Source organism: Rahnella sikkimica (assembly GCF_002951615.1).
GTDB lineage: Bacteria > Pseudomonadota > Gammaproteobacteria > Enterobacterales > Enterobacteriaceae > Rahnella > Rahnella sikkimica.
Map to the genome: position 1 here is coordinate 792,638 of NZ_CP019062.1, position 20,871 is coordinate 813,508.

General features: G+C 57.3%; 18 protein-coding genes and 1 tRNA gene. 5 read left to right on the forward strand and 14 right to left on the reverse strand.

What is annotated here, in order from left to right; genetic code table 11:
* Positions 1-408: 408 nt before the first annotated feature.
* The 3 genes from BV494_RS03520 to galB are packed head-to-tail and all read right to left on the reverse strand — an operon-like array spanning position 409 to position 2,984.
* Positions 409-1,503 carry a 4-oxalomesaconate tautomerase gene (locus tag BV494_RS03520; protein ID WP_104921601.1) on the reverse strand — a complete coding sequence of 365 codons (1,095 nt, stop codon included), beginning with the start codon at positions 1,501-1,503 and terminating at the stop codon, positions 409-411.
* Positions 1,504-1,512: 9 nt separating this feature from the next.
* Positions 1,513-2,238 carry a 4-carboxy-4-hydroxy-2-oxoadipate aldolase/oxaloacetate decarboxylase gene (locus BV494_RS03525; RefSeq protein WP_104921602.1) on the reverse strand — a complete coding sequence of 242 codons (726 nt, stop codon included), beginning with the start codon at positions 2,236-2,238 and terminating at the stop codon, positions 1,513-1,515.
* A complete protein-coding gene (galB, locus tag BV494_RS03530) occupies positions 2,235-2,984 on the reverse strand; it encodes a 4-oxalmesaconate hydratase (protein WP_104921603.1) in 750 nt (249 codons plus the stop codon). Before galB ends, BV494_RS03525 begins: the two co-directional genes overlap by 4 nt.
* Before the next feature lie 151 nt (positions 2,985-3,135).
* Between galB and BV494_RS03535 the strand changes: the two genes are divergently transcribed.
* Complete coding sequence (locus tag BV494_RS03535; RefSeq protein ID WP_104921604.1) at positions 3,136-4,350, forward strand: LysR family transcriptional regulator; 1,215 nt, start codon at positions 3,136-3,138, stop codon at positions 4,348-4,350.
* Positions 4,351-4,357: 7 nt separating this feature from the next.
* Here the strand turns inward: BV494_RS03535 and aroQ are convergent, their stop codons facing one another.
* From aroQ to dapF, 5 genes are all read right to left on the reverse strand, one after another.
* Positions 4,358-4,798, reverse strand: a complete 441-nt coding sequence (gene aroQ, locus BV494_RS03540; RefSeq protein WP_104921605.1) for a type II 3-dehydroquinate dehydratase — start codon at positions 4,796-4,798, stop codon at positions 4,358-4,360.
* 15 nt (positions 4,799-4,813) lie between these two features.
* Positions 4,814-5,647 carry an amidohydrolase family protein gene (locus BV494_RS03545; RefSeq protein ID WP_104921606.1) on the reverse strand — a complete coding sequence of 278 codons (834 nt, stop codon included), beginning with the start codon at positions 5,645-5,647 and terminating at the stop codon, positions 4,814-4,816.
* Positions 5,644-6,906: a gallate dioxygenase gene (locus BV494_RS03550; RefSeq protein WP_104921607.1), complete on the reverse strand. Its 1,263-nt coding sequence runs from the start codon at positions 6,904-6,906 to the stop codon at positions 5,644-5,646. The genes BV494_RS03545 and BV494_RS03550 overlap by 4 nt, the downstream gene beginning before the upstream one ends.
* A 92-nt stretch (positions 6,907-6,998) precedes the next feature.
* The gene (locus BV494_RS03555; RefSeq protein WP_104921608.1) at positions 6,999-8,378 is read right to left on the reverse strand and encodes an MFS transporter; all 1,380 of its coding nucleotides are present in this window, start codon (positions 8,376-8,378) and stop codon (positions 6,999-7,001) included.
* 314 nt (positions 8,379-8,692) lie between these two features.
* Positions 8,693-9,532, reverse strand: a complete 840-nt coding sequence (gene dapF / locus BV494_RS03560) for a diaminopimelate epimerase (RefSeq protein ID WP_104921609.1) — start codon at positions 9,530-9,532, stop codon at positions 8,693-8,695.
* Between the two features lie 135 nt (positions 9,533-9,667).
* On the opposite strand from dapF, the gene BV494_RS03565 reads away from it, so the two are divergent.
* Positions 9,668-10,246, forward strand: a complete 579-nt coding sequence (locus BV494_RS03565; protein WP_104921610.1) for a GNAT family N-acetyltransferase — start codon at positions 9,668-9,670, stop codon at positions 10,244-10,246.
* 514 nt (positions 10,247-10,760) lie between these two features.
* Here the strand turns inward: BV494_RS03565 and BV494_RS03570 are convergent.
* Genes BV494_RS03570 through BV494_RS03585 form a run of 4 tightly spaced genes read right to left on the reverse strand, consistent with a single transcriptional unit; the run spans position 10,761 to position 15,045 of the window.
* Positions 10,761-11,690: an ROK family protein gene (locus BV494_RS03570; protein ID WP_104921611.1), complete on the reverse strand. Its 930-nt coding sequence runs from the start codon at positions 11,688-11,690 to the stop codon at positions 10,761-10,763.
* A complete protein-coding gene (locus tag BV494_RS03575; protein WP_104921612.1) occupies positions 11,687-12,553 on the reverse strand; it encodes an ABC transporter permease in 867 nt (288 codons plus the stop codon). Before BV494_RS03575 ends, BV494_RS03570 begins: the two co-directional genes overlap by 4 nt.
* Positions 12,553-13,473: an ABC transporter permease gene (locus BV494_RS03580; RefSeq protein WP_101076925.1), complete on the reverse strand. Its 921-nt coding sequence runs from the start codon at positions 13,471-13,473 to the stop codon at positions 12,553-12,555. The genes BV494_RS03575 and BV494_RS03580 overlap by 1 nt, the downstream gene beginning before the upstream one ends.
* Before the next feature lie 27 nt (positions 13,474-13,500).
* The gene (locus tag BV494_RS03585) at positions 13,501-15,045 is read right to left on the reverse strand and encodes an ABC transporter substrate-binding protein (protein WP_104921613.1); all 1,545 of its coding nucleotides are present in this window, start codon (positions 15,043-15,045) and stop codon (positions 13,501-13,503) included.
* 224 nt (positions 15,046-15,269) lie between these two features.
* Between BV494_RS03585 and BV494_RS03590 the strand changes: the two genes are divergently transcribed.
* From BV494_RS03590 to BV494_RS03600, 3 genes are read left to right on the forward strand one after another with little or no spacing between them, the layout of a single operon-like run.
* A complete protein-coding gene (locus BV494_RS03590; protein ID WP_104921614.1) occupies positions 15,270-16,409 on the forward strand; it encodes an ROK family transcriptional regulator in 1,140 nt (379 codons plus the stop codon).
* Between the two features lie 12 nt (positions 16,410-16,421).
* Entirely contained in the window at positions 16,422-17,855 is a 1,434-nt protein-coding gene (locus BV494_RS03595) for a M81 family metallopeptidase (protein WP_104921615.1), read from the forward strand.
* 1 nt (position 17,856) lies between these two features.
* Complete coding sequence (locus tag BV494_RS03600; RefSeq protein ID WP_104921616.1) at positions 17,857-19,677, forward strand: ABC transporter ATP-binding protein; 1,821 nt, start codon at positions 17,857-17,859, stop codon at positions 19,675-19,677.
* Between the two features lie 53 nt (positions 19,678-19,730).
* Here BV494_RS03600 and BV494_RS03605 read toward each other — a convergent pair.
* Both BV494_RS03605 and purU read right to left on the reverse strand, forming a co-directional pair.
* A tRNA-Tyr gene (locus tag BV494_RS03605) sits at positions 19,731-19,815 on the reverse strand.
* A gap of 202 nt (positions 19,816-20,017) precedes the next feature.
* Positions 20,018-20,866: a formyltetrahydrofolate deformylase gene (gene purU / locus BV494_RS03610; RefSeq protein ID WP_104921617.1), complete on the reverse strand. Its 849-nt coding sequence runs from the start codon at positions 20,864-20,866 to the stop codon at positions 20,018-20,020.
* Between the last annotated feature and the right edge of the window lie 5 nt (positions 20,867-20,871).

Below are 20,871 nucleotides of genomic sequence, written 5' to 3' on the forward strand. Positions count from 1 at the left end.
CGACGTCGTTTTGAAAGCGGCCAATGGCTTTTTCAATTCAAAAGCGGACTGGTTTTATCTTTAAGAAAGGCAAGCTGGCGCGCTCAGAAATTTTGCTGACCGAGAGTTCGAGACCGCAAGGCTCGAAGCTCGTAGGGAAGGTACCGCGCAGCGGCAAGATTTCGCGCCACATGCCGATATGCCAGAACACGTCCGTCGACCCAGCGATAGCGCGCAGTTAAAGAGCCCGGGATTCTCAAGGGTGGTGGCGATAGACCACCCTTGAGGCCGGTTTGGGTGGCAACCCAAGGTTTTGACCTGAGTTGAGCGATCACCGCAATCGAAAAACCGAAACTTTCTCGGTCAGACGTGAGCACCTCACTGCAAGTGAAGCACCTCACTGCAAGTGAAAAACCGAAATTTTCCGGTTCATTCCCCCTCCCATATCTCCCCCGATACCATCACCACGCCTTCAAATATCAACCGTGCTGTCCGCAGCAACCCGCATCCGGCCAGCCGCCCTGCGCCTGATTTCTCCATGTCGAGTTTCAATTCAACGCTGAATTCGCCGGTCGGATGTTCCACGCTGATAAGCGGTGTTGAACCAGCAGGCGTGTGCGCCAATCCTTCGGTTACGGATCCGGGGATCAGGCAGGCGCTGGCGACGCTGACGGCACCGAGTACGCCAATCGAGGCGTGACAACGGTGCGGGATGAACGTCCGGCTGGAGATTGCACCGCCGTTTCGCGGTTCCGCGATGAGCGTCATTTTCGGCACCGTGCGCTGTGAAACGTCGCCGAGATTCATTTTTACACCGGCCTGTAAGCGGATCGATTCGAGGCGCGTTTTCAGTTCAGAATCGGCGTCGAGCTGTTCGCGGCTTTCATAGCCCGTGCGGCCTAAATCTGCGGCGCGCAGCAAAACCACCGGCATACCGTTGTCGATGCAGGTGACGTCAGTACCGTCGAAAACGTCCCGCGCATGGCCGGTGGGCAGTAATGCGCCACAGCTGGAACCGGCGATATCCGCAAATTCCACACTGATTTTTGCCGCCGTGCCGGGTACGCCGTCGATGCGTAAATCGCCCTGATAACAAACCTGTCCGTCTTCAACCGGAACATACGCGGTCGCAATCTGACCGGTATTTTCCATGAAAATACGCACCGGCGTGATGCCGTTTCGGGCGGCAATCAGATTCCGTTCGAGGGCGAACGGGCCGACGGCCGCCAGAATGTTGCCACAGTTTTGGCCGTAATCTACTACGGCTTTGTCGACGTTAACCTGCGCAAACAGATAATCGACATCGGCATCAGTGCGGACAGAAGGGCGGATTATCGCCACTTTGCTGGTCAGCGGATCGGCACCGCCCAGCCCGTCAATCTGGCGCGGATCGGGCGAACCCATGGCCGCCAGTAACACGCGGTCGCGCAGAGCCGGGTCTTGCGGCAGGTCGTCGGCCAGAAAGAAGGCACCTTTGGACGTGCCGCCGCGCATTAGCAGGCAGGGAATTCGGGTCTGTGGCATAGCGGTTCCTCAGCGTTGTTCGGCCTGTTCCAGCTCGGCGGTGGAGTCGAAATATTTCAGCCCTTTTTCGGCCAGACGCGGGCGCATGTTGTAGATGTCCAGCCCGAGTTCGCCGTCGGCCATCCGCGCCCGTTTGCTCTCTTCCAGTGCTTCCCGCTGGCGGCTGGCCTCGCGCACCGGCGTGACGTCTTCGCGGCGAACCACCACCACGCCGTCATCGTCTGCCACAATCGCATCCCCCGGATACACCAGTTGTCCGGCGCAGACCACCGGCACGTTGACCGAGCCGAGCGTTTCTTTCACCGTGCCCTGTGCGAACACCGCCCGCGACCACACGCGGAAGCCCATATCGCGCAGCGTCTTGGTATCACGCACGCCCAGATCTGCCACCAGCCCGACCACGCCGCGCGCTTTCAGCGAGGTCGCCAGCAGATCACCGAAGAATCCGTCGGAGCAGGGTGACGTCGGCGCGACCACCAGAATATCGCCCGGCTGGCATTGCTCGACGGCAACGTGGAACATCCAGTTATCGCCCGGTGCGGTGAGTACGGTAACGGCGCTGCCGGAAATGGCACAGTCTTGCTGTATCGGGCGGATGGCCGGATCCAGCAAACCCGTGCGTCCCTGTGCTTCGTGAACGGTGGCCACGCCAAACGCCGCCAGCGCCGTGACATCCGCAGAGTTCGCCCGTGGAATATGGCGTACCACCACGCCTTTTTTGCCGGTTACGCTCATGCTAAATCCTCCGTCACGCGCGGGAATATGCTCTGAAAACCTTCGCCATAGACAATGTTTTTAGTGCTGGTGATGCCGACGTTACGTTTGGCCTGAACGCCGCGCTGCTGGGCGACGCGGGTGTAGTATTCCCACAAATGTTCCTGACCGGCCATGCACTGGATCGCCTGATATTTTTTGTCCCAGACGTCGGTAATATCGAGCAAGACGTCGGGTTTCCATTCGCACTGTTCCGGCTGATGCGGTTCGAAACAGTAAACCGGCGGTGCACCCACGATGGTTTCACCCGGTTTATAGCCCTCAGCCTGGGCGATAATCCGCGCTTCCTGCGCCAGATGGGTTGCCATCGGATGATCGTAGTTGTACGGATCTTTCAGGGAGTGCGTCAGGACGAAATGCGGCTGCACGCGGCGGTAAACGTCGGCCAGGCGGAACAGTGATTCTTTATCGGCGCGCAGCGGGTAATCGCCCATGTCAAAAAACTCGACGGTGGCACCGAGGATTTCAGCGGCGGCCATTGCTTCCTCGCGGCGTGACGCTTTCACAATTTCTTCGGTCATATTGCCTCCTTTGCGCCACAGTTTGGCGGATTCCCCGCGTTCGCCGAAAGAAAGGCAAACGATGTGAACGGCGTATCCGGCCTGCGTATGTTTCGCGATGGCACCGCCTGCACGCCAGACGAAATCGGCGGAGTGGGCGCTGACGACTAATGCACTTTTGCTTTCATCTTTTTTGGGCTGAGTCATGAGTATGTCCTGGGTTTAGGGTGATCAGATTGCCTGCGTTCCATGCTGTCAGTCCGTGCCGGTGGCGGGTAATTCATTTGATTGCAGGGGGTATGCGTTTTATTTATATTGCTGAGGGATGTCACGAAAAAAAACCTGACGGGAGAAGGGGATGGCGCAAGACGAGATGCTGAGTAACCTGATGCAAATACGTGCTTTTTGTCAGGTGGTCGATCAGGGAAGCGTATCGCGCGCAGCCGACGAGCTTTACCGCACGCAGTCGGCGGTGACGCGGGCGATACGCGACCTGGAACAGACGCTCGACGTGCCTTTGTTTGAGCGTCATGCCAACGGCATGTTGCTGACCGATTTCGGTAAATGCGTGCTGCCGCGTGCGCGGCGCGCGATTGCCGAATTACGCCTGATCCCGTCACAGCTGGCGAAATTGCAGGGCAAGGCGGGGCAGACGCGCAGCGAAACCGAGCCGCTTTATCTGTTTAACGTCCGTCGCCTGCAAATATTTATTTCGCTGTGCAAAACGCGGCATATGCAGACGGTCGCCACGTTGCTCGGGCTGAGTCAGCCAGCGGTCAGTTCGGCGTTAAAAGTGCTGGAAAACGGGGCGGGTCTGGCGCTTCTGGCACGCACACCACACGGCATGATGCCGTCGCTGGCCGGGCAGGATATCGTGCCGAATTTGCGCCGTGCGCTGAATGAACTGCGGCATATTCCGGCGGATATCGCCGCCCGTCGTGGCGTGCTGGAAGGCTCGGTGCAGGTCGGCGCATTGCCGCTGGGTCGAACGCGTTTGCTGCCGCAGGCGATCATCGGGCTGACACAGCGGTATGGCGGCGTAAAAGTCATTACCAATGAAAGTGCGTTCAGCGCGCTGGCGTCCGAACTGCGTTCCGGCGAGGTGGATTTTATCTTCGGCGCACTGCGTTCCAGTGATTACGCGGCAGATATGGTGACGGAAACGCTGTTCACCGAAAGCATGGTGATACTGGCGAGAAAAGGGCATCCGCTGCTGAATGCACCGGTGACGCAGGCGCAGTTGCGCGTGGCGCGCTGGGTTTTGCCGCGCGCAGACACGCCGTCGCGACGGTTGCTGGATAACAGTTTTCACGCGATGGATATGCCGCCGCCGGATCCGGTGGTGGAAAGCGGCGATCTGGGGATTGTGCGCGGGCTTCTGCTGGGATCGGATATGCTGGCGGCCGTTTCTGCCCGCCAGCTTGAGCACGAACTGGAAAGCGGCGAACTGGTCAGACTGCCGCTGGAACTGGCCGACACGCACCGCGCCATCGGCCTGACCTTCCGCGCCGGAAGCCTGCTTTCCCCCGCCGCACAGGCGCTGGTGGAGGAAATCCGGCGGGTGTGCGGTTAGCGGGCCATTATTTACTCAGATTCACCACCGCCTGGCGGATAGCGTACTCGTAACCCTGAATGCCGAAACCGCATATCACACCGACGGACACGTCGGAGAGGAACGAGTGGTGGCGGAAGGCGTCGCGTTTATGCACGTTAGTGATATGCACTTCGTAGAGCGGCAGGCTGACGGCGGTGACCGCATCTCGGAGAGCGACCGACGTATGGGTCCAGGCGGCGGCGTTCAGGACAATGGCATCGGTGTTACCGCGGCAGCCCTGAATACGGTCGATCAAATCACCTTCATGGTTGGTCTGGAAAAATTCGATTTCTGCACCGCAGCTTTCACCGGTCTGATGACACAGTTTTTCGATAGTTGCCAGGGTGTCATAACCGTAAGTTTCCGGCTCGCGTGTGCCGAGCAGATTCAGGTTCGGGCCGTTAAAAACGGCAATTTTGTAAGTCATCGGGTCTTCCTTTCTTCAGTAATCTGCAAAACCAAACAGGTCTTTTGGCGTCTGCCACAGGATCTGGTGCCGCGTTTTCTCATCGGGGAATAACTGTTCCACCAGCATCAGCAACGTGCCGAGATCCATCCGGTGTTCCGCGCGCAGGAACGGCCAGTCGGAGCCCCACATACAATGTTCGGCACCGAACGCGTCAAGCAGCGCGTGCTGATAAGCGTGACCGTCCTGATACGGAAAAGGCTGGCGACTGAATTTCGCCAAACCGGACAACTTCACCCAGGTACGCTGCTGGCTTGCAAGCTGCAACAGCGCCTGAAATGCCGGTTGCTGCAAGCCCTGCGTCACATCCGGACGACCGGAATGATCAATCAGCAGGCGGGTTTTCGTGCGGTTGATCAGCGGCAAAAGTGCCAGTAACTGGTCGTCCTGTACCTGAATGGCGGCGAACATGTCCAGCCCGGCCAGGTGTTCCATCAGGGCGTCGAGGTGTAAAAAAGGTGCCGTGCCGAGCATCGCCACATTCATGGCGATGCCGACCACACCGGCTTGTTTCAGTGCGGCGAGTCTTTCCAGCGGAAGATCAAAAGGCACCACGGCGATGCCTTTGAAGCGGCCATTGCCTTTTGCCAGCGCATCCAGCAGGCAGGCGCTGTCGGTGTTGTACCCTGACGTCGGGCCGACAATCAGGGAGTGGCGGATGTTATAGGCTTGCATCACCGCGCGGTAATAATCGGCGGTGCCAATCTCGTGCCCTTCCGGACGGTACGGCGTGTCCGGAAGGTACGGGAAGCGCGCCGGATCAAACACGTGATGATGGGTGTCGATCTTGGGTTGCTCAAAAATCGTCATGCTTTCGCTTTACCTGCTACTGAGTAAATAACTTGCTGATTGCGGGTCTTCTGGAATTCTTCCAGCGTTTCACCGCGCATCGCAGAATAAATATGTAAGTTGGACACGCCCACCACGGCACCGAGTTTTTCCAGCAGGAAGAAGCTCACGCCGTAATGAATCATCCCGCGCCAGTCGAGTTCGCGCAGGAGTTTTTGTTCATCAGCGGTCAGTTTGTTTTCGGCAAACATCGCGTTCTGGTCAGTGAGGAAACGCTCGCGCCACGCGGGCTGGATCAGGCGATGCAGGAACCGGTTCATGCGGAACGCTTTCAGGCTGCGCGCCTGGGTAAACGGATAGGTGCCCGGCAGTTTTTCCACGCCTGCCAGCTGTTGTGCGATTTTGTCGCGCTGGCGCTGCTGCACGTCCACCGGCGCTTCGCGGGACTGGTTTTCGAGGATCAGCGTGGCGATTCCGGTCATCGACGGCAGGTAATAGGCCTGATGCAGTTTTTTCACGTTGGCGGAAAGCGCGCCGCGCATCACCAGCCACATGATGACTTCCGAACCTTCCAGCCCGCCGAGCGTGGCGAATTCCGCCAGCGTCATTTCGGTCAGACGTTCCGGGTCATTCACAATCATATCGACAAACTGTTCGTCCCACTGCGGGTTGTTAAAACCGCAACGTTCGCCATGAACCTGATGGGAAACGCCGCCGGTGGCGACAATCGCCACGTTCAGATCTTCCGGAAAACTTTCGATGGCGCGGCGCAGCGCCTGACCGAGTTTGTAGCAGCGGCGCGCTGTCGGGATCGGGAACTGCAACACGCCGATTTGCAGCGGAACGATTTGCGTCGGCCAGCCGCCTTCATGCGGCATCAGCGCGGAAAGCGGCGAGAACAGGCCGTGATCCAGCGGTTTGTCCTGAAAGAACGACATATCAAATTCGTCCGCCATCAGGCTGGCACCGATGTGCTGAGACAGCGCCGCATGGCCTTTCACCGGCGGTAAATCGCGCGGGCCGCCGCCTTCATCCGCGACCTCATAGTGATCATCAATGCCTAACGTAAACGCCGAATAGTGATCAAAGAAAAAGGACGTGACGTGGTCGTTGAAGACGTACACCAGCACGTCGGGTTTCTTTTCTTCGAGCCATTTTTGCATCGGCGCAAAACTCTCGAAAATCGGTGCCCAGGCGCTTTCGTCCTGTTTGTTGTGATCTACTGCAAAACCGATAGTCGGGGTATGTGAAACCGCCAAACCGCCTATGATCTTAGCCATCTTGAATCCTCTGAACTTTTTGCAGGGTAATCGCAGCGCAGCCGCTGCGGCAGTGTATTGATGTTTCTAATTATCAGGAGGCTAACGCAAGGTTAGCGGATGTTCAGGGTGCGCGACAACTCCGGGATGTCAGTAATATCAACGCCTTTGATCATCTCGGCCGGGTGTGCCGCGCGGTGCAAAAGAATACTCAGGCCAGCCAGCAGGGCAGGCAGCGCCAGAATAATGAAGATCATGTTCTCGCCGGAGAAAACCCCCAGCAGGATGCCGCCCATTGATGAGCTGATAATGGCACCGCTGCGGCCAATGCCGTGCATCCAGCAGACGCCGGTGGCGCGCATTTCAGTCGGATAGAAGGCCGGGGAAAACGCCTGAAGTCCGGTCTGTGCGCCGTTAATACAGACACCGCTGATGAAGACCAGCAGCGCCAGCACGTCCGGGCCGAAGTTGCCGATGCCCTGTGACAGCAGGCTGACCATGCCCATGATGTAGAAACCGGCGATGACGCGTTTCGCGGTGTACTTGTCCATTAATCCGCCGACCATCAGGCCGCCGAAGGTGCCGCCGAGCTGGAACAAACCGGCGACAATCGCGGCGCGTTCCAGCGAGAAACCGCCGTTGCGCATAATGGTCGGCAGCCAGCCGTTGAGCAGGTAAATCACGAACAGCCCCATGAAATACGTCACCCACAGGACAATCGTGCCCTTGGCATAACCGTTGGCGAACAGCTGGAAGACTTTGGCTTTTTTCTGAATGACCGGCGCTTTCAGTACGAATTTGGTTTCCGCGCTGAACAGGCCACCGGCGCGGGTCAGCACTTTGGCAATCTTCTCTTTCGCGACGTTGCGCACCACCATGTACATCGCCGATTCCGGCAAAATCCACATCAGCAATGGCAGCATCAGCAGCGGTAAAACCCCGCCCGCGAAGATCACCGCTTTCCAGCCAAAATGTGGCAACAGACCGGCGGCGATAAAGCCACCGGCACCGGAACCGACGTTAAAGCCGCTGTACATCACGGTGATCATCAGGCTGCGGCGGCGCTCCGGCATGTATTCCGAGACCAGCGTGACGGTGTTGGGCATGACTGCGCCTAAACCGAGGCCGGTGAGAAAGCGTAAAATGGCCATTTCCATCGGCGTGCGGGCGAACGTGCTCAGCAGGCTGAACAGGGCAAAGCAGAGAATCGACCACATCAGAACGCGTTTGCGCCCGAAGCGGTCGGCGTTCGGCCCGGCAATCAGCGCGCCGATGGCGACGCCGAACATGGCCGCGCCGAGGATCGGCCCCATTTCCGCGCGGCTGATGCCCCAGTCTTCAATCAGCGCCGGGGCGATAAAACCCATCACCGCCGCGTCGTAGCCGTCGAACATGATGATGATGAAACACAGCCCCAGAACCACCCATTGATATTTCGATATCGGGCGTTCGTCTATCCATGTTTTAACATCCACGATGGTGTTGTTGCTCATAGGGTACGCTCTCTGTTTTTTTTATTAATATGTGATCGGATTAAAACTTTGAAAAAATACTCACTGACTTCCGGCGCACACCGGCGTGCCGTGAGGGAGTGTTATTAAAATTATTTTATTTATTAAACAATGAGTTGGTTGTTCATTGCGGTACTGCCTGATAACCAACTTAGGGGCTGGAAAGCGCGCTGTCTGCCATAAAATCATTATGCAGGTATGAGTTTTGTTTATCGCGGCAGGTTACTGAAGAACGGCAGACAGGCTGCCGTCGGGGAACGTTAATGCGAAAATGAAAAGAGGGCGGTCGGGAAAGATTATTCCGGCATGTCCCAAAAGCAGTCGTCATCGAGCGTGACGGAGGCGATTTTTTGCACCGGCCCGCGCATGTTGACCTGAAAATCACCGCTGAAGCTGATCGCCAGTGTGCCGCCCGGCATATGCACCGTGACGTTGTCATCCACGCGTCCGAGTTTGCGCATGGCGCTGGCGGCGGCACAACTGCTGCTGCCGGAGGCCAGCGTGTAACCGGCTCCGCGTTCCCAGATCCCGATAGTGATGTTGTTGCGGTCCAGCACTTCAACAAACTGTACGTTGGTGCGTTTCGGGAAAATCGCCAGTGTTTCTATTTCTGCGCCCAGTTGTCTGACTAAACCCAGGTCGAGCTTTTTCACTAAAATCACGCAATGCGGATTGCCCATCGACACCAGCGTGGCGCTGAGCTGATGGCCGCCGACGACCAGCGGCAACGCCAGCGCATCGTCGCCTTCGACGCTCGCCGGTAACGCCGACGGCGCAAATTTTGCCTGCCCCATATCCACAATCACCTGATGCGCGCCTTCGGTGACTTCGCAGCGCACCTGACCGCCCGGCGTATTCACAAGAAACGGCGCGTGCCCGACACGGCCAATATCAAACAGATAACGGGCGTAGATGCGCAGGCCGTTGCCGCTTTTCTCCGCCTCGGAGCCGTCGGGATTGATGATGCGCAATGTCGGGATTTCTGCGTCATCGAAGTCGATCAGTAATCCGTCAGAACCGATGCCGTAATGGCGATCGCAGATGCGCTGAATTTGCTGATTTGTCAGCAGGCTGGCGACGCTGTGATGGCAGACCAGATAATCGTTACCCAGCCCGTGATAGCGGTGAAAAAGCATAGTGGCAGTTCTCGAAGAATTCATAATTGATATGATCCGGATAGTTTTAATCAGAATTTGTTTATATTTCAATCCTTGGTATGTTAAAAAACATTCTCCCCTGTTTGAAATATCGTCGTGTACAAGGAGTTACTGATGGATGCATTTACCGTTCCCATCGCTTCCCCGCCGCTAAATATTCAGACGCCGCGTCTGATCCTCCGTCAGTGGAAGGACAGCGACGCCGATCCGTTTGCCGAAATGAATGCTGACCCGCAGGTGATGGAGTTTTTTCCGTCAACCATGACCCGCGAGAAAAGCGACGAAATGCTGACCCGTTGCCGGGATTTGATTGCGGTTCGCGGTTGGGGGATCTGGGCGGTTGAGCTGCGTGACTCCGGTGAATTTATTGGTTTTGTGGGGCTGCATACGCCGGGCTATGCTTTGCCGTTTACGCCATGTGTGGAAATCGGCTGGCGACTTCGTGCCGACGTGTGGGGTCAAGGCTATTGCAGCGAGGCGGCGCGTGCGGCGCTGGATGCCGGGTTTACTGAGCTTGGTCTGGAAGAGATCGTCGCTTTTACGGCGCTGCCGAATGTGCGTTCGCAGGCCGTGATGAAGAAAATGGGGATGACCTGTGATATCAGCGAAAACTTCAACCATCCGGCGGTGGAGAAGGGTAATTGGCTCGAGGAGCATTGCTTGTACCGGCTTTCGCGTCATCACGTGAAATGATGAAAAAAAACGTATGCGGGATGCATCAGGTTTTTAGCCAGGGAGTTCGTTGCTAAACCCCCTCCCGGCCTCCCCCTTCGCAGGGGGAGGAGCAAAACAAAATCCGAAACAGCTCGGTCGGCTCCCTCTCCTTCGCAGGGGGAGGAGCAAAACAAAATCCGAAACAGCTCGGTCGGCTCCCTCTCCTTCGCAGGGGGAGGAGCAAAACAAAATCCGAAACAGCTCGGTCGGCTCCCTCTCCTTCGCAGGGGGAGGAGCAAAACAAAATCCGAAACAGCTCGGTCGGCTCCCTCTCCTTCGCAGGGGGAGGAGCAAAACAAAATCTGAAACAGCTCGGTCGGCTCCCTCTCCTTCGCAGGGGGAGGAGCAAAACAAAATCTGAAACAGCTCGGTCGGCTCCCTCCCCTGCGAAGGGGAGGGTTGGGGTGGGGTATTAAAGAATAATCAAAAGTTGAAGCATGCTCTGATGAGGTGTTTACGGGCAACACCATCTTCGCAGGGGGAGGAGCAAAAACTATCCTTCTATCCTCCCCATTACCGATGCCCCTACCAGCCCGCCAGTCGTCAGAAATTTCCCCGGCACCAGCAGCGGGCCGGCGTAAGTATGCAAAACCCCTTTACGCACCGCCTGATCCAGCGCCGCAATCAGCGCCGTCGCAGACGCCAGACCGCCGCCCGCGACAATCCGTGAAGGGCCGAGAATATTCACCAGCAACGCCAGCGGTTCGGATACGATTTGCAGCCAGGCATTGACCGTCAGCCCGCATGCCGCGTCACCGGCTTGCCAGCCGTTAACAATCTCCAGGCTGGTTTTATCCTGCTGATGGAAATGCTTATGCAGGCGCTCAAGGCCGCGTGCGGCACCCAGCATGTCGAGGCAACCGGTCTGGCCGCAGCCGCATTTCAGACGCGGAACCGCGTAGGTTTCGCCGTCAATCAACACGTCGGTGCGCGTGATGGCACCGTGTCCCCATTCGCCGGTGACGCCGCCGTGGCCACGAACCAGATGGCCGTTAATCACCACGCCGCCGCCGACGCCGGTACCCAGAATAATCGCCACAACCACCGCATGATTTTGCGCGTTTCCGGCGTGGGCTTCGGCCAGTGCAAAACAGTCGGCGTCGTTGGCGGCGGTGACCGGGCGGTTCAGCGCCGCGCTCAGATCTTTTGCCAGTGAACGTCCGGTGAAGGCCGGAATATTGGTCGCCAGCAGTTCGCCGGTTTGCGGAGAAACCAGCCCGGCGGTGGAAATCGCCAGCGGGGCAGACGCGGGTAAATCGCCGCCAAACTGCGTGATGAAGTTGTGCATTGCCGCCACGAAATCATCCCATGACGAAACGGGTGTCGGCACTTTGCCGCACTCTTCCACTTCGCCGGAAGCACGTGAAACGCCAAACTTAATAAATGAACCGCCGATATCGGCGCAGAAAACCGCAGAACTCATGAGCGTGTGTCCAGTAAGTCGCGCAGCCCGTCGCCCAGTACGTTAAAACCAAGCACGGTCAGCATAATGGCCAGACCCGGGAACAGCGAAAGGTAAATATTTATGCCGAGGAAGTTACGGCCATCGCTCATCATGGTACCCCATTCCGGCATCGGCGGTTGCACGCCTAAACCTAAAAATGAGAGGCTGGCGGCGGCGAGAATAACGGTGCCCGCCGTCAGCGTCGATTGCACAATAATCGGGCCGATGGCGTTGCGCAAAATGTAATGCACGATAATCCGGTAATTTGACAACCCGAGCGCCTGCGCGGCTTCGACGTATTCCATCTGTTTTAAACCCAGCGTGAGATTACGGCTCAGACGTGCATACACCGGTATCGCAAACAGGGAAATGGCGATCAGTAAATTGAGCAGCCCGCCGCCGAGAATGCTGACCACCAGTATCGCCAGCACGATGCCCGGAAACGCAAACAGCATGTCCATAAACCACATGATGATCATGTCGGTATAACGACCGGCCATCCCGGCAATAATCCCTAACGGGATGCCGATAATCATCGCCAGTCCGACGCTCAGCACCACTTCGACAATGGAAATCCGTGCGCCGTAGATGACGCGGGCAAAGATATCGCGGCCATAATCGTCGGTGCCAAACCAGTGACCGGCGCTCGGTGCGAGCAGGGTATCAATCAGATCCTGTGCATAAGGATCGTGGCGGGCAATCAGCGGCGCGAATAGCCCCATCAGGACGATCAGGCTCACAATCAGGCCGCCGAGCGTCACCGCAGGATGACGCCAGAACCAGCGGAACAACCGCAGCGTGCGCGGTTTGCGACGGGGTAATTGCGTGATAATGGCAGACATTAGTCGAACCTTATTTTTGGATTCAGGAAGGCTATCAGTAATTCACCGAGCAGGTTCATCACCACCACGCCGCAAACGGCCACCAGCGCGACGCCCTGGATCACCGGATAATCGCGATAGCGCACGGAATCGACCAGCAGACGGCCAATGCCCGGCCAGTTGAAGACCGATTCCGTGACCACCGCTCCGCCAATCAGGCTGCCGAAATTGAGTGCCACAATGGTGACAATCGGGATCAGCGCATTGCGAAAGGCGTGGCTGCAATACACCGTGGTGGCGGATAACCCTTTGGCGCGCGCGGTGCGGATGTAATCTTCCGACAAGACGTCGAGCATGCTCGAACGCGTCATGCGCGCCATCACGGCCATCGGTAAAACCGCCAGCGTAACCGAGGGCAGAATGTAGCTTTTCCATGACGTCGCGCCGAGCAGCGGCAGCCAGCCGAGATTGACCGAAAAGGTGTTCATCGCCATGAGTCCCAGCCAGAAATTGGCGATAGACGCACCGGCAATCGCCAGCAGCATCACGCCAAAATCCGGCCAGCGGTTGCGGTAAACCGCGCCTATCATGCCCGCCGGAACGCCAACCGCTACCGCCAGAAAATACGACAGCACGGCGAGCATCAGGGTGTACGGCATACGTTCGCCGATTTCCTGCGTCACTGGCTGCTGCGACTGCAACGAGACGCCGAGATTGCCGTGCAGCACGTTACCGGCAAAATGCAGGTATTGCGTCACCAGCGGCTGATCCAGGCCGAGGCGAACGCGCATGGCATCGACCGCTTCCTGAGTGGCTTCAGGCCCGGCCATCAGGCGTGCCGGATCGCCCGGCAGCGCGCGGATGGACACAAAAATCAGCATCGAAACCCCGATCAGGATGATCGGGAACGCGATGAGTTTTTTGGCAAGATAGGCTTTCATAGCTCTTTCCCACTGTAAATGGCGCTGTTATTTTTTCTGTGCGTCTTTGACCACGATCTGACCGCCCGGAATCATGGTCACGCCGGAAATTCCGGTGCCGGTGGCGTACAAATCATTCTGGTAATACAGCAAGACCTGCGGTGCCTGTTGGTTGATTTCTTTCTGCGCGTCCACGTAAATCGCGTTGCGGGTATTTTCATCCCGCGTTGACGCGGCTTTATCTAACATTTCATCGAGTTTCGGATCGTTAAAGAAGCCGAGGTTTGCGCCGCCCGGTGCGAAGCTTTTGCTGTAATACAGCGGACGAAGTTGCAGGTCTGCGCCGTTCGCGCCGGATGACCATGACGCCAGAATTGCGCCGGTGTTATCGGCTTTCTTACCGGCCTCGTCGGCAAACGCGGCTTTGGTCCATACGCCGCTTTCCATAATGCGCACGTCCAGTTTCACGCCAATTTTCGCCCACATGCTTTGCAGCACCTGGCCGATCCGCGCGTCCTGACCTTGTACCGCAATCGACATGCTGAATCCGTCGGCGACACCGGCTTCTTTTAACAGCGCTTTGGCTTTAACGAGATCCAGCGGATACGGGTTCAGCGTTTTGTCATAACCGGCGGTGACCGGTGCCAGCGGGGAGTTCGCCGGTTGGGCGAAGCCGGACATGATGGCGCGCACCAGCCCGTCGCGGTCGGTGGCGTAGTTCAGCGCCTGACGGACGCGAACGTCGTTAAGCGGTTTAAGATCGGTATTGAGCGCTACCCAGAACACGGCGGCACCCGGACTTTCGTGCAGGCTGAATTTCGGGTTGTTTTTCAGCACGCGGGCGAACTGCGGCGGCACCGGGTTGATGACGTCGGCTTCACCGGCCTGCAACGCCATGTTCATGACTGACGGCTCGGCGCTCCACGTCCATTTGATGTCGTCCGGCCCGGCGGCTTTATCGCCCCAGTAGCCCGGATATTTTTCTTCCAGCACGAATTCGCCGGTTTTGTACTGCACCATTTTGTACGGGCCGGTGCCGACGGCTTTGCTGTCGAGCGTGCCGATTTTATCTGCCGCCGGGCTGACCATCAGACACGCGCCTGTGGTCAGTAAATTCAGGAAGGCCGGATACGGTTTTTTCAGTTTGAAGACAACGGTGGATTCGTCGGTTTTGGTCACGCTGTCGAGGAAGGTGCGCAGACGTCCGCTGGCGGCCAGTCCGCGTCGGGTGTCGAGGTGGCGGGCGAAGTTGGCGACTACGGCGTCGGCGTTAAACGGCGTGCCGTCGTGGAATGTTACGCCGCTGCGCAGTTTGAATGTCCAGACCAGGCCGCTTTCATCGCTGCTCCAGGAGGTGGCGAGCGCGGCTTCCGGTTTCAGCTGAGGCGACATGCGCAGCAGACCTTCGTACATCGGATCCAACACCGTGCCGGTAAACGTGGCGGTCTGGTTGCCCGGATCCATGCTGCGCGGCGCTTCGTTTTGCATCACGTTCAGCGTGGCGGCGAAAACCGGCAGCGAAAACGCGGCGAGAAGGGCGCTGCTCAGCAGTGATAACTGCACGGGACGCCGGATGTAACGGGTAATCTTCATGTTCTGCCCTCTGCGTGAAAAATCGGATTAAGTGGCTCTGGCTATGTCGTTTTGTTGGGTTATTCGACGGATCTCATTACAAGACATTTTTTAACAAATAGTTCATATGAAATACTTATGTCGGAACATTTAGTTTATTTTGTGAACTAATTAGCATTGATATATCCATTTCTACCGTTTAATGTCAATGCAGATGAGCCAAAACTGAGAGCGGCAAAACGAATATGTTAACAACCATGCAACGCCAGATTTTGGGTGCGGTGAATGCGTCCGGCAATTTAAGCCGGACAGAACTCGCGCAATATTGCGGGATGAGCAAGGCGGCGATAAGCGGCGTGGTTCGCGAAATGATTGATGCCGGTTTCCTGCTTGAAGCTGAAACGGTGCCCGGCAGCGGGCAGGGAAGGCCGTCGGTGCGTCTGGTGGTTCACCCGGACGGCGCGTGGTTTGCAGGCGTTTCTTTGCTGCAAAATCCGGCGCAGATGGCGCTGATCAATCTGCACGGTGAAATTCTCTCGCGGGTGTCTTTTGCGGCCGATTCTGACCCGCAGCGGCTGGCGGAAAATATCGCCCTGGCGCTGCCTGCGCTGCTTGAACCACACCCGGAAGCGGCCAAAAAAATGGTCGGGCTTGGGGTGACGTTATCGGGCCTGATTGATGAACATCAGTCCACCTGCGTGCAGTCGGCGCTGCTGGGCTGGCGCGATGTGCCACTGGCAAAGCTGATTTCGCAGGCCACCGGCATGTACGTGGCGATTGAAAACGATGCCAAGGCGCTGGCGGTGAGTGAGAAAAATTTTGGTCAGGCGCGTGATCTCAGCAGTTTCACGCTGGTCAGCCACGGCGCGGGGATCGGCAGCGCACATTTTATCGCCGGGAAACTTCACCGCGGGCTGCACGGCGGTGCTGGGGAAATCGCCCACTGTACGCTGGAACTGAACGGCTCGCCGTGCCGCTGCGGAAAACGCGGATGTCTGGATACGCTGGCCTCGCTCAATGCCATCGCGGAAATGGCCAAAGCTGAAGGGCTGGACGCCACCACCATCGGCGGGCTGGAACAACTGGCCATGCAGGGCACAACGGCGGCGATCCGTATTTTACACCGCGCCGGTTCTGCGCTGGGTTTAGCGATATCCCTTCTTATTCAGATTAACGATCCGGATTTAATCCTGATCGCCCATCAGGATGCGGATTTTTCCGGTCTGTTCGGCACCGTCGTTCAGCAGTCTATCGAAGCCAACGTGTTGCCGGGTAACGCCGGGAAAACGCCGGTACGCACTTTCACCCTAAACGACGACATCTGGGCGCGCGCGGCGGCAAGCATTGCTGCGCACCGCTTTCTTGTCGGTCTGAAGCCAGTCTGAGGAATCATCAACATGCGTATAGCTGTCAGCGGTATCCATATTGAATGCAGCACCTATAACCCGGTTCTGAACGAGGAAAAGGATTTCACCGTGGTTCGTGACGGGCAGTTGCTGGCGTCGCCGCGTTTTCGTTTTCTGCAGGATTATCCGGCAACATTTTTGCCGACAATCCACGCCCGCGCCATTGCCGGCGGGCCGGTCGCGCGGGCAACTTACGATAAATTCAAAGCGGAAATGCTGGCCGGGCTGGACGCGCAAAAACCGTTTGATGGCCTGTATCTGGCGATGCACGGTGCGATGTATGTCGAGGGACTGGAAGATGCGGAAGGCGACTGGATTGCGGCTGCGCGCAAAGCCGTCGGGCCGGATTGCCCGATCAGCGTCAGTTATGATTTGCACGGCAATGTCTCGCAGCGAATTATCGACGCCATTGATATGTTTTCGACGTACCGCACCGCGCCGCACATTGATGTGGAAGAAACCATGCGCCGCTCGGTGGCCATGTTAGTGAAGCATCTGCAAACCGGTGAAAAACCGACGCTGCTGTGGGTGCCGGTGCCGGTTGTGCTGCCGGGCGAACGCACCAGCACGGAAGATGAACCGGCGAAAAGTTTGTACGCCCGTTTGCCGGAAATGGATGACGTAGACGGCGTGTGGGACAGCTCGCTGATGGTCGGTTACGTCTGGGCCGATGAACCGCGTGCGACGGCGGCGGTGATCATGACCGGTACTGACCGTGCGGCGCTCGAAGTTCAGGCCACAAAACTGGCGCAGGCTTACTGGGATGCGCGTGAAGATTTCGTGTTCGGTTGTGAAACCGACACCGTGGAAGCCTGCGTGCGCAAGGCGATTGCCTGCGAAACCCGTCCGGTGGTGCTGGCAGATTCCGGCGATAACCCGACCGGTGGCGGCGTCGGTGACCGCGCAGACGTGTTGCAGGAACTGATTAAGCAGTATGCGCAAAATGTGGTGGTGGCCGGAATCGCTGACGCGCCTGCGACCGATGCGGCGTTTAACGCCGGTGTCGGGTCGGTATTAACGCTGACGCTGGGCGCTTCGCTGGATCACGCCAGCCCGCAGGTGAAAGGCGAGTTCGAGGTGATTTTCCTGCTCGATGCGCTGGCACCGGCTGACCGTCAGGCGGTATTGCGCACTGGCGGCATTGACGTGGTGGTGTCGGCGCGCCGTCGTCCGTATCACAACATCAGCGATTTCACTGTGCTGGGGCTGGATCCGCATACCGCCGATATCGTGGTGGTGAAATCCGGTTATCTGTCGCCGGAACTGGCCCCGATTGCCAGCCCGAACCTGATGGCGCTGTCGAACGGCGTGGTCGATCAGTTCGTCGAGCGTCTGCCGCGTAACCGCAAGGCGCGTAAAACCTTCCCGTTTGACCGCGATTTCAGCTATGCGCCACAGGTTCAGCTGTCGGCAAGGAGCAAATAAGATGAACGAGCCGCAAAACCGTCAGCCCGTGCTGAGCGTTAAGCATCTCACCACGTCCTTTCGCTGGGAAGACGACTGGCTGCCGGTGGTGCGTGATTTGTCGTTTGACGTCTATCCCGGCGAAACGCTGGCAATTGTCGGTGAATCCGGCTCGGGAAAAAGCGTCACGTCGCTGTCGGTGATGCGTTTGCTCAAAGCGCAAAGCAGCCGCATTGAGGGCGAGGTGTGGCTGAATCAGCGCAATTTGCTGGTGTTACCGGAAAAGGAAATGCGCGATATTCGCGGCAACGAGATGGCGATGATTTTCCAGGAACCGATGACGTCGCTCAATCCGACGTTCAGCATCGGGCGGCAAATCGCCGAAAGCCTGAAACGCCACCGGGGAATGTCGGCTTCGAAGGCGCGGGCGGAAACGCTGAAACTGCTGGAGAAAGTGCGCATTCCGAATGCGGCAAAACGGTTTGATGAATACCCGCATCAGTTTTCCGGCGGGATGCGTCAGCGCGTGATGATTGCCATGGCGCTGGCGCTGAAACCCAAATTGCTGATTGCCGATGAACCGACAACGGCGCTGGACGTGACGATTCAGGGGCAGATTCTGGACTTGATCAAGACGTTGCAGGAAGAAGAGGGCATGGCCGTTTTGTTCATCACGCACGATATGGGCGTAGTGGCGGAAATCGCCGACCGGACGCTGGTGATGTATCGAGGCGAAGCGGTGGAAAGCGGCGCGACGGAGGATATTTTTCATCGCCCGCAACATCCTTATACCCGCGCGCTGCTGGCCGCCGTGCCCAAGCTCGGATCGATGCGTGGCCGCGACTGGCCGCTGCGTTTCCCGCAAATAAATCTGCAAACCGGTGAGGCGAATACGCCGCAGGAAGTGGCCGGAACGGTCTGTGCCGGGCTGACACCGCTGCTTTCGGTGAAGAATCTGAGCGCACGTTTTCCGGTGTATGGCGGCGTATTCAGCCGTCAGGTGGGCGCGGTTCATGCCGTTGAAAATATCAGTTTCGAATTATTCCAGGGCGAAACGCTTTCGCTGGTCGGGGAATCCGGTTGCGGAAAATCGACAACCGGTCGCGCCGTGACGCGTTTACTCAAGCCATACAGCGGCGAGATAGATTTCGACGGTTTCGACGTGATGAACATCGGCAAGCGCGATATTTTACACATGCGTCAGCGCATCCAGATGATTTTCCAGGATCCGTTTGCCAGCCTGAATCCGCGTATGCGCATTGGCGATGCACTGATCGAACCAATGCTGCAACACAAACTGCATAACCGCAGCGATGCGCGGGAAAAAGCGGCGTCGCTGATGCAAAAGGTCGGGTTGTCGCCGGATATGCTGCGGCGTTTTCCGCATGAATTTTCCGGCGGTCAGCGTCAGCGAATTTGTATCGCCCGCGCACTGACGTTAGATCCGAAAGTGATTGTGGCCGATGAGTCAGTTTCCGCGCTGGATGTGTCGGTGAAAGCGCAGGTGGTGAATTTGCTGCTCGATTTGCAGGAAAGCATGAATCTGTCGTATCTGTTTATTTCTCACGAGATGGCGGTGGTCGAGCGGGTCAGTCATCGCGTGGCGGTAATGTATCTGGGGGAAATTGTGGAGATCGGCCCGCGTGCGGCGATATTTGATAATCCGCAGCATCCGTATACGCGCAAACTGATGGCGTCAGTGCCGGTGCCGGATCCGTCGCGCAGATTGCTGAAACGGCAGATGCAGGTCGATGAGCTGAAAAGTCCGGTGCGCGATAACGGTTATATTTCCCCGCAAAGGCATTATCAGGAAGTATCAGCAGGACATTTTGTTCAGGTTTGAATTTGAATCAGGGGGGGCTATCAGAAGGAACTCAGCGGCTGATGCTGCTGAGATGGTGGTGGGGGAAGGATTCGAACCTTCGAAGTCGATGACGGCAGATTTACAGTCTGCTCCCTTTGGCCGCTCGGGAACCCCACCACAATTTTCGTGGTCTTTACTCTTTTAAAATCATCATGCGCTACATGGATGATTTCTCGTTACAGCGGTTAGCTGCGAACGGGGCGCATAATACCAAATGAAACGGATGTGTAAAGCGCTGAAAGCGATAAAAAAGTTCGTTTGCGGTTTTTTTGCCCTTAACGGTGCTTCTCTGAGCGAAAAGCACCGTCAGGCGCGCGGATTACAGAATAACGGTGCGGTTACCGTAAACAAAGACGCGCTGCGCCAGCACGCGATATAACGCGCGGCTGAGCACATTTTTCTCAACGTCACGGCCTGCACGCATCATATCTTCTGCGGTATAGGTGTGATCGACGTTGATCACGTCCTGCATGATGATCGGACCTTCGTCCAGACTGTCGTTGACGTAGTGCGCTGTGGCACCAATCAGCTTCACACCCCGCTCGTAAGCCTGATGATACGGGCGCGCGCCGATAAACGCGGGCAGGAACGAGTGGTGAATGTTGATCACCTGATGCGGGTAATGCTGGACGAAACCTGGCGTGAGGACGCGCATGTATTTCGCCAGTACCACATAATCAGGCTGGTACTGGTCGATTTGCGCAATCATGGCGCTGTCGTGCTGTTCACGGGTTAAGCCTTCGTGACTGACCAGATGGAACGGAATATCAAAACGTTCAACCAGCGTTTGCAGCGTGTCGTGGTTACCGATAACGGCGGCGATTTCCACATCCAGACCGCCGTAAGCGGCTTTCATCAGCAGGTCGCCCAGGCAATGCGCTTCTTTGGTGACCAGAATCACGATGCGGCGACGCCCGGTGGTGTTGAGTTCGCGCACGGAACCGGCCGGCAACGCGCTGTCCAGATCGGCGAGCAGCGTGTTGTCGTTGAAGATCCCTTCCAGCTCGGTACGCATGAAGAAGCGTCCGGTTCGGTGATCCACAAATTCATTGTTTTGAACGATGTTGAGTTCGTGTTTGTAGCAAATATTGGTGATTTTGGCGATCAGACCTTTTGCGTCAGGGCAAATGGTGCGTAACACCTTAGTTTGTACGTTCTGTTGCGGCATGAGGG

Excerpts from the sequence above, each read along its gene's own strand:
- BV494_RS03520 (WP_104921601.1), bottom strand. The coding sequence starts at position 1,503 with ATGCCACAGACCCGAATTCCCTGCCTGCTAATGCGCGGCGGCACGTCC.
- BV494_RS03525 (WP_104921602.1), bottom strand. The coding sequence starts at position 2,238 with ATGAGCGTAACCGGCAAAAAAGGCGTGGTGGTACGCCATATTCCACGG.
- galB (WP_104921603.1), bottom strand. The coding sequence starts at position 2,984 with ATGACTCAGCCCAAAAAAGATGAAAGCAAAAGTGCATTAGTCGTCAGC.
- BV494_RS03535 (WP_104921604.1), top strand. The coding sequence starts at position 3,136 with ATGGCGCAAGACGAGATGCTGAGTAACCTGATGCAAATACGTGCTTTT.
- aroQ (WP_104921605.1), bottom strand. The coding sequence starts at position 4,798 with ATGACTTACAAAATTGCCGTTTTTAACGGCCCGAACCTGAATCTGCTC.
- BV494_RS03545 (WP_104921606.1), bottom strand. The coding sequence starts at position 5,647 with ATGACGATTTTTGAGCAACCCAAGATCGACACCCATCATCACGTGTTT.
- BV494_RS03550 (WP_104921607.1), bottom strand. The coding sequence starts at position 6,906 with ATGGCTAAGATCATAGGCGGTTTGGCGGTTTCACATACCCCGACTATC.
- BV494_RS03555 (WP_104921608.1), bottom strand. The coding sequence starts at position 8,378 with ATGAGCAACAACACCATCGTGGATGTTAAAACATGGATAGACGAACGC.
- dapF (WP_104921609.1), bottom strand. The coding sequence starts at position 9,532 with ATGCTTTTTCACCGCTATCACGGGCTGGGTAACGATTATCTGGTCTGC.
- BV494_RS03565 (WP_104921610.1), top strand. The coding sequence starts at position 9,668 with ATGGATGCATTTACCGTTCCCATCGCTTCCCCGCCGCTAAATATTCAG.
- BV494_RS03570 (WP_104921611.1), bottom strand. The coding sequence starts at position 11,690 with ATGAGTTCTGCGGTTTTCTGCGCCGATATCGGCGGTTCATTTATTAAG.
- BV494_RS03575 (WP_104921612.1), bottom strand. The coding sequence starts at position 12,553 with ATGTCTGCCATTATCACGCAATTACCCCGTCGCAAACCGCGCACGCTG.
- BV494_RS03580 (WP_101076925.1), bottom strand. The coding sequence starts at position 13,473 with ATGAAAGCCTATCTTGCCAAAAAACTCATCGCGTTCCCGATCATCCTG.
- BV494_RS03585 (WP_104921613.1), bottom strand. The coding sequence starts at position 15,045 with ATGAAGATTACCCGTTACATCCGGCGTCCCGTGCAGTTATCACTGCTG.
- BV494_RS03590 (WP_104921614.1), top strand. The coding sequence starts at position 15,270 with ATGTTAACAACCATGCAACGCCAGATTTTGGGTGCGGTGAATGCGTCC.
- BV494_RS03595 (WP_104921615.1), top strand. The coding sequence starts at position 16,422 with ATGCGTATAGCTGTCAGCGGTATCCATATTGAATGCAGCACCTATAAC.
- BV494_RS03600 (WP_104921616.1), top strand. The coding sequence starts at position 17,857 with ATGAACGAGCCGCAAAACCGTCAGCCCGTGCTGAGCGTTAAGCATCTC.
- purU (WP_104921617.1), bottom strand. The coding sequence starts at position 20,866 with ATGCCGCAACAGAACGTACAAACTAAGGTGTTACGCACCATTTGCCCT.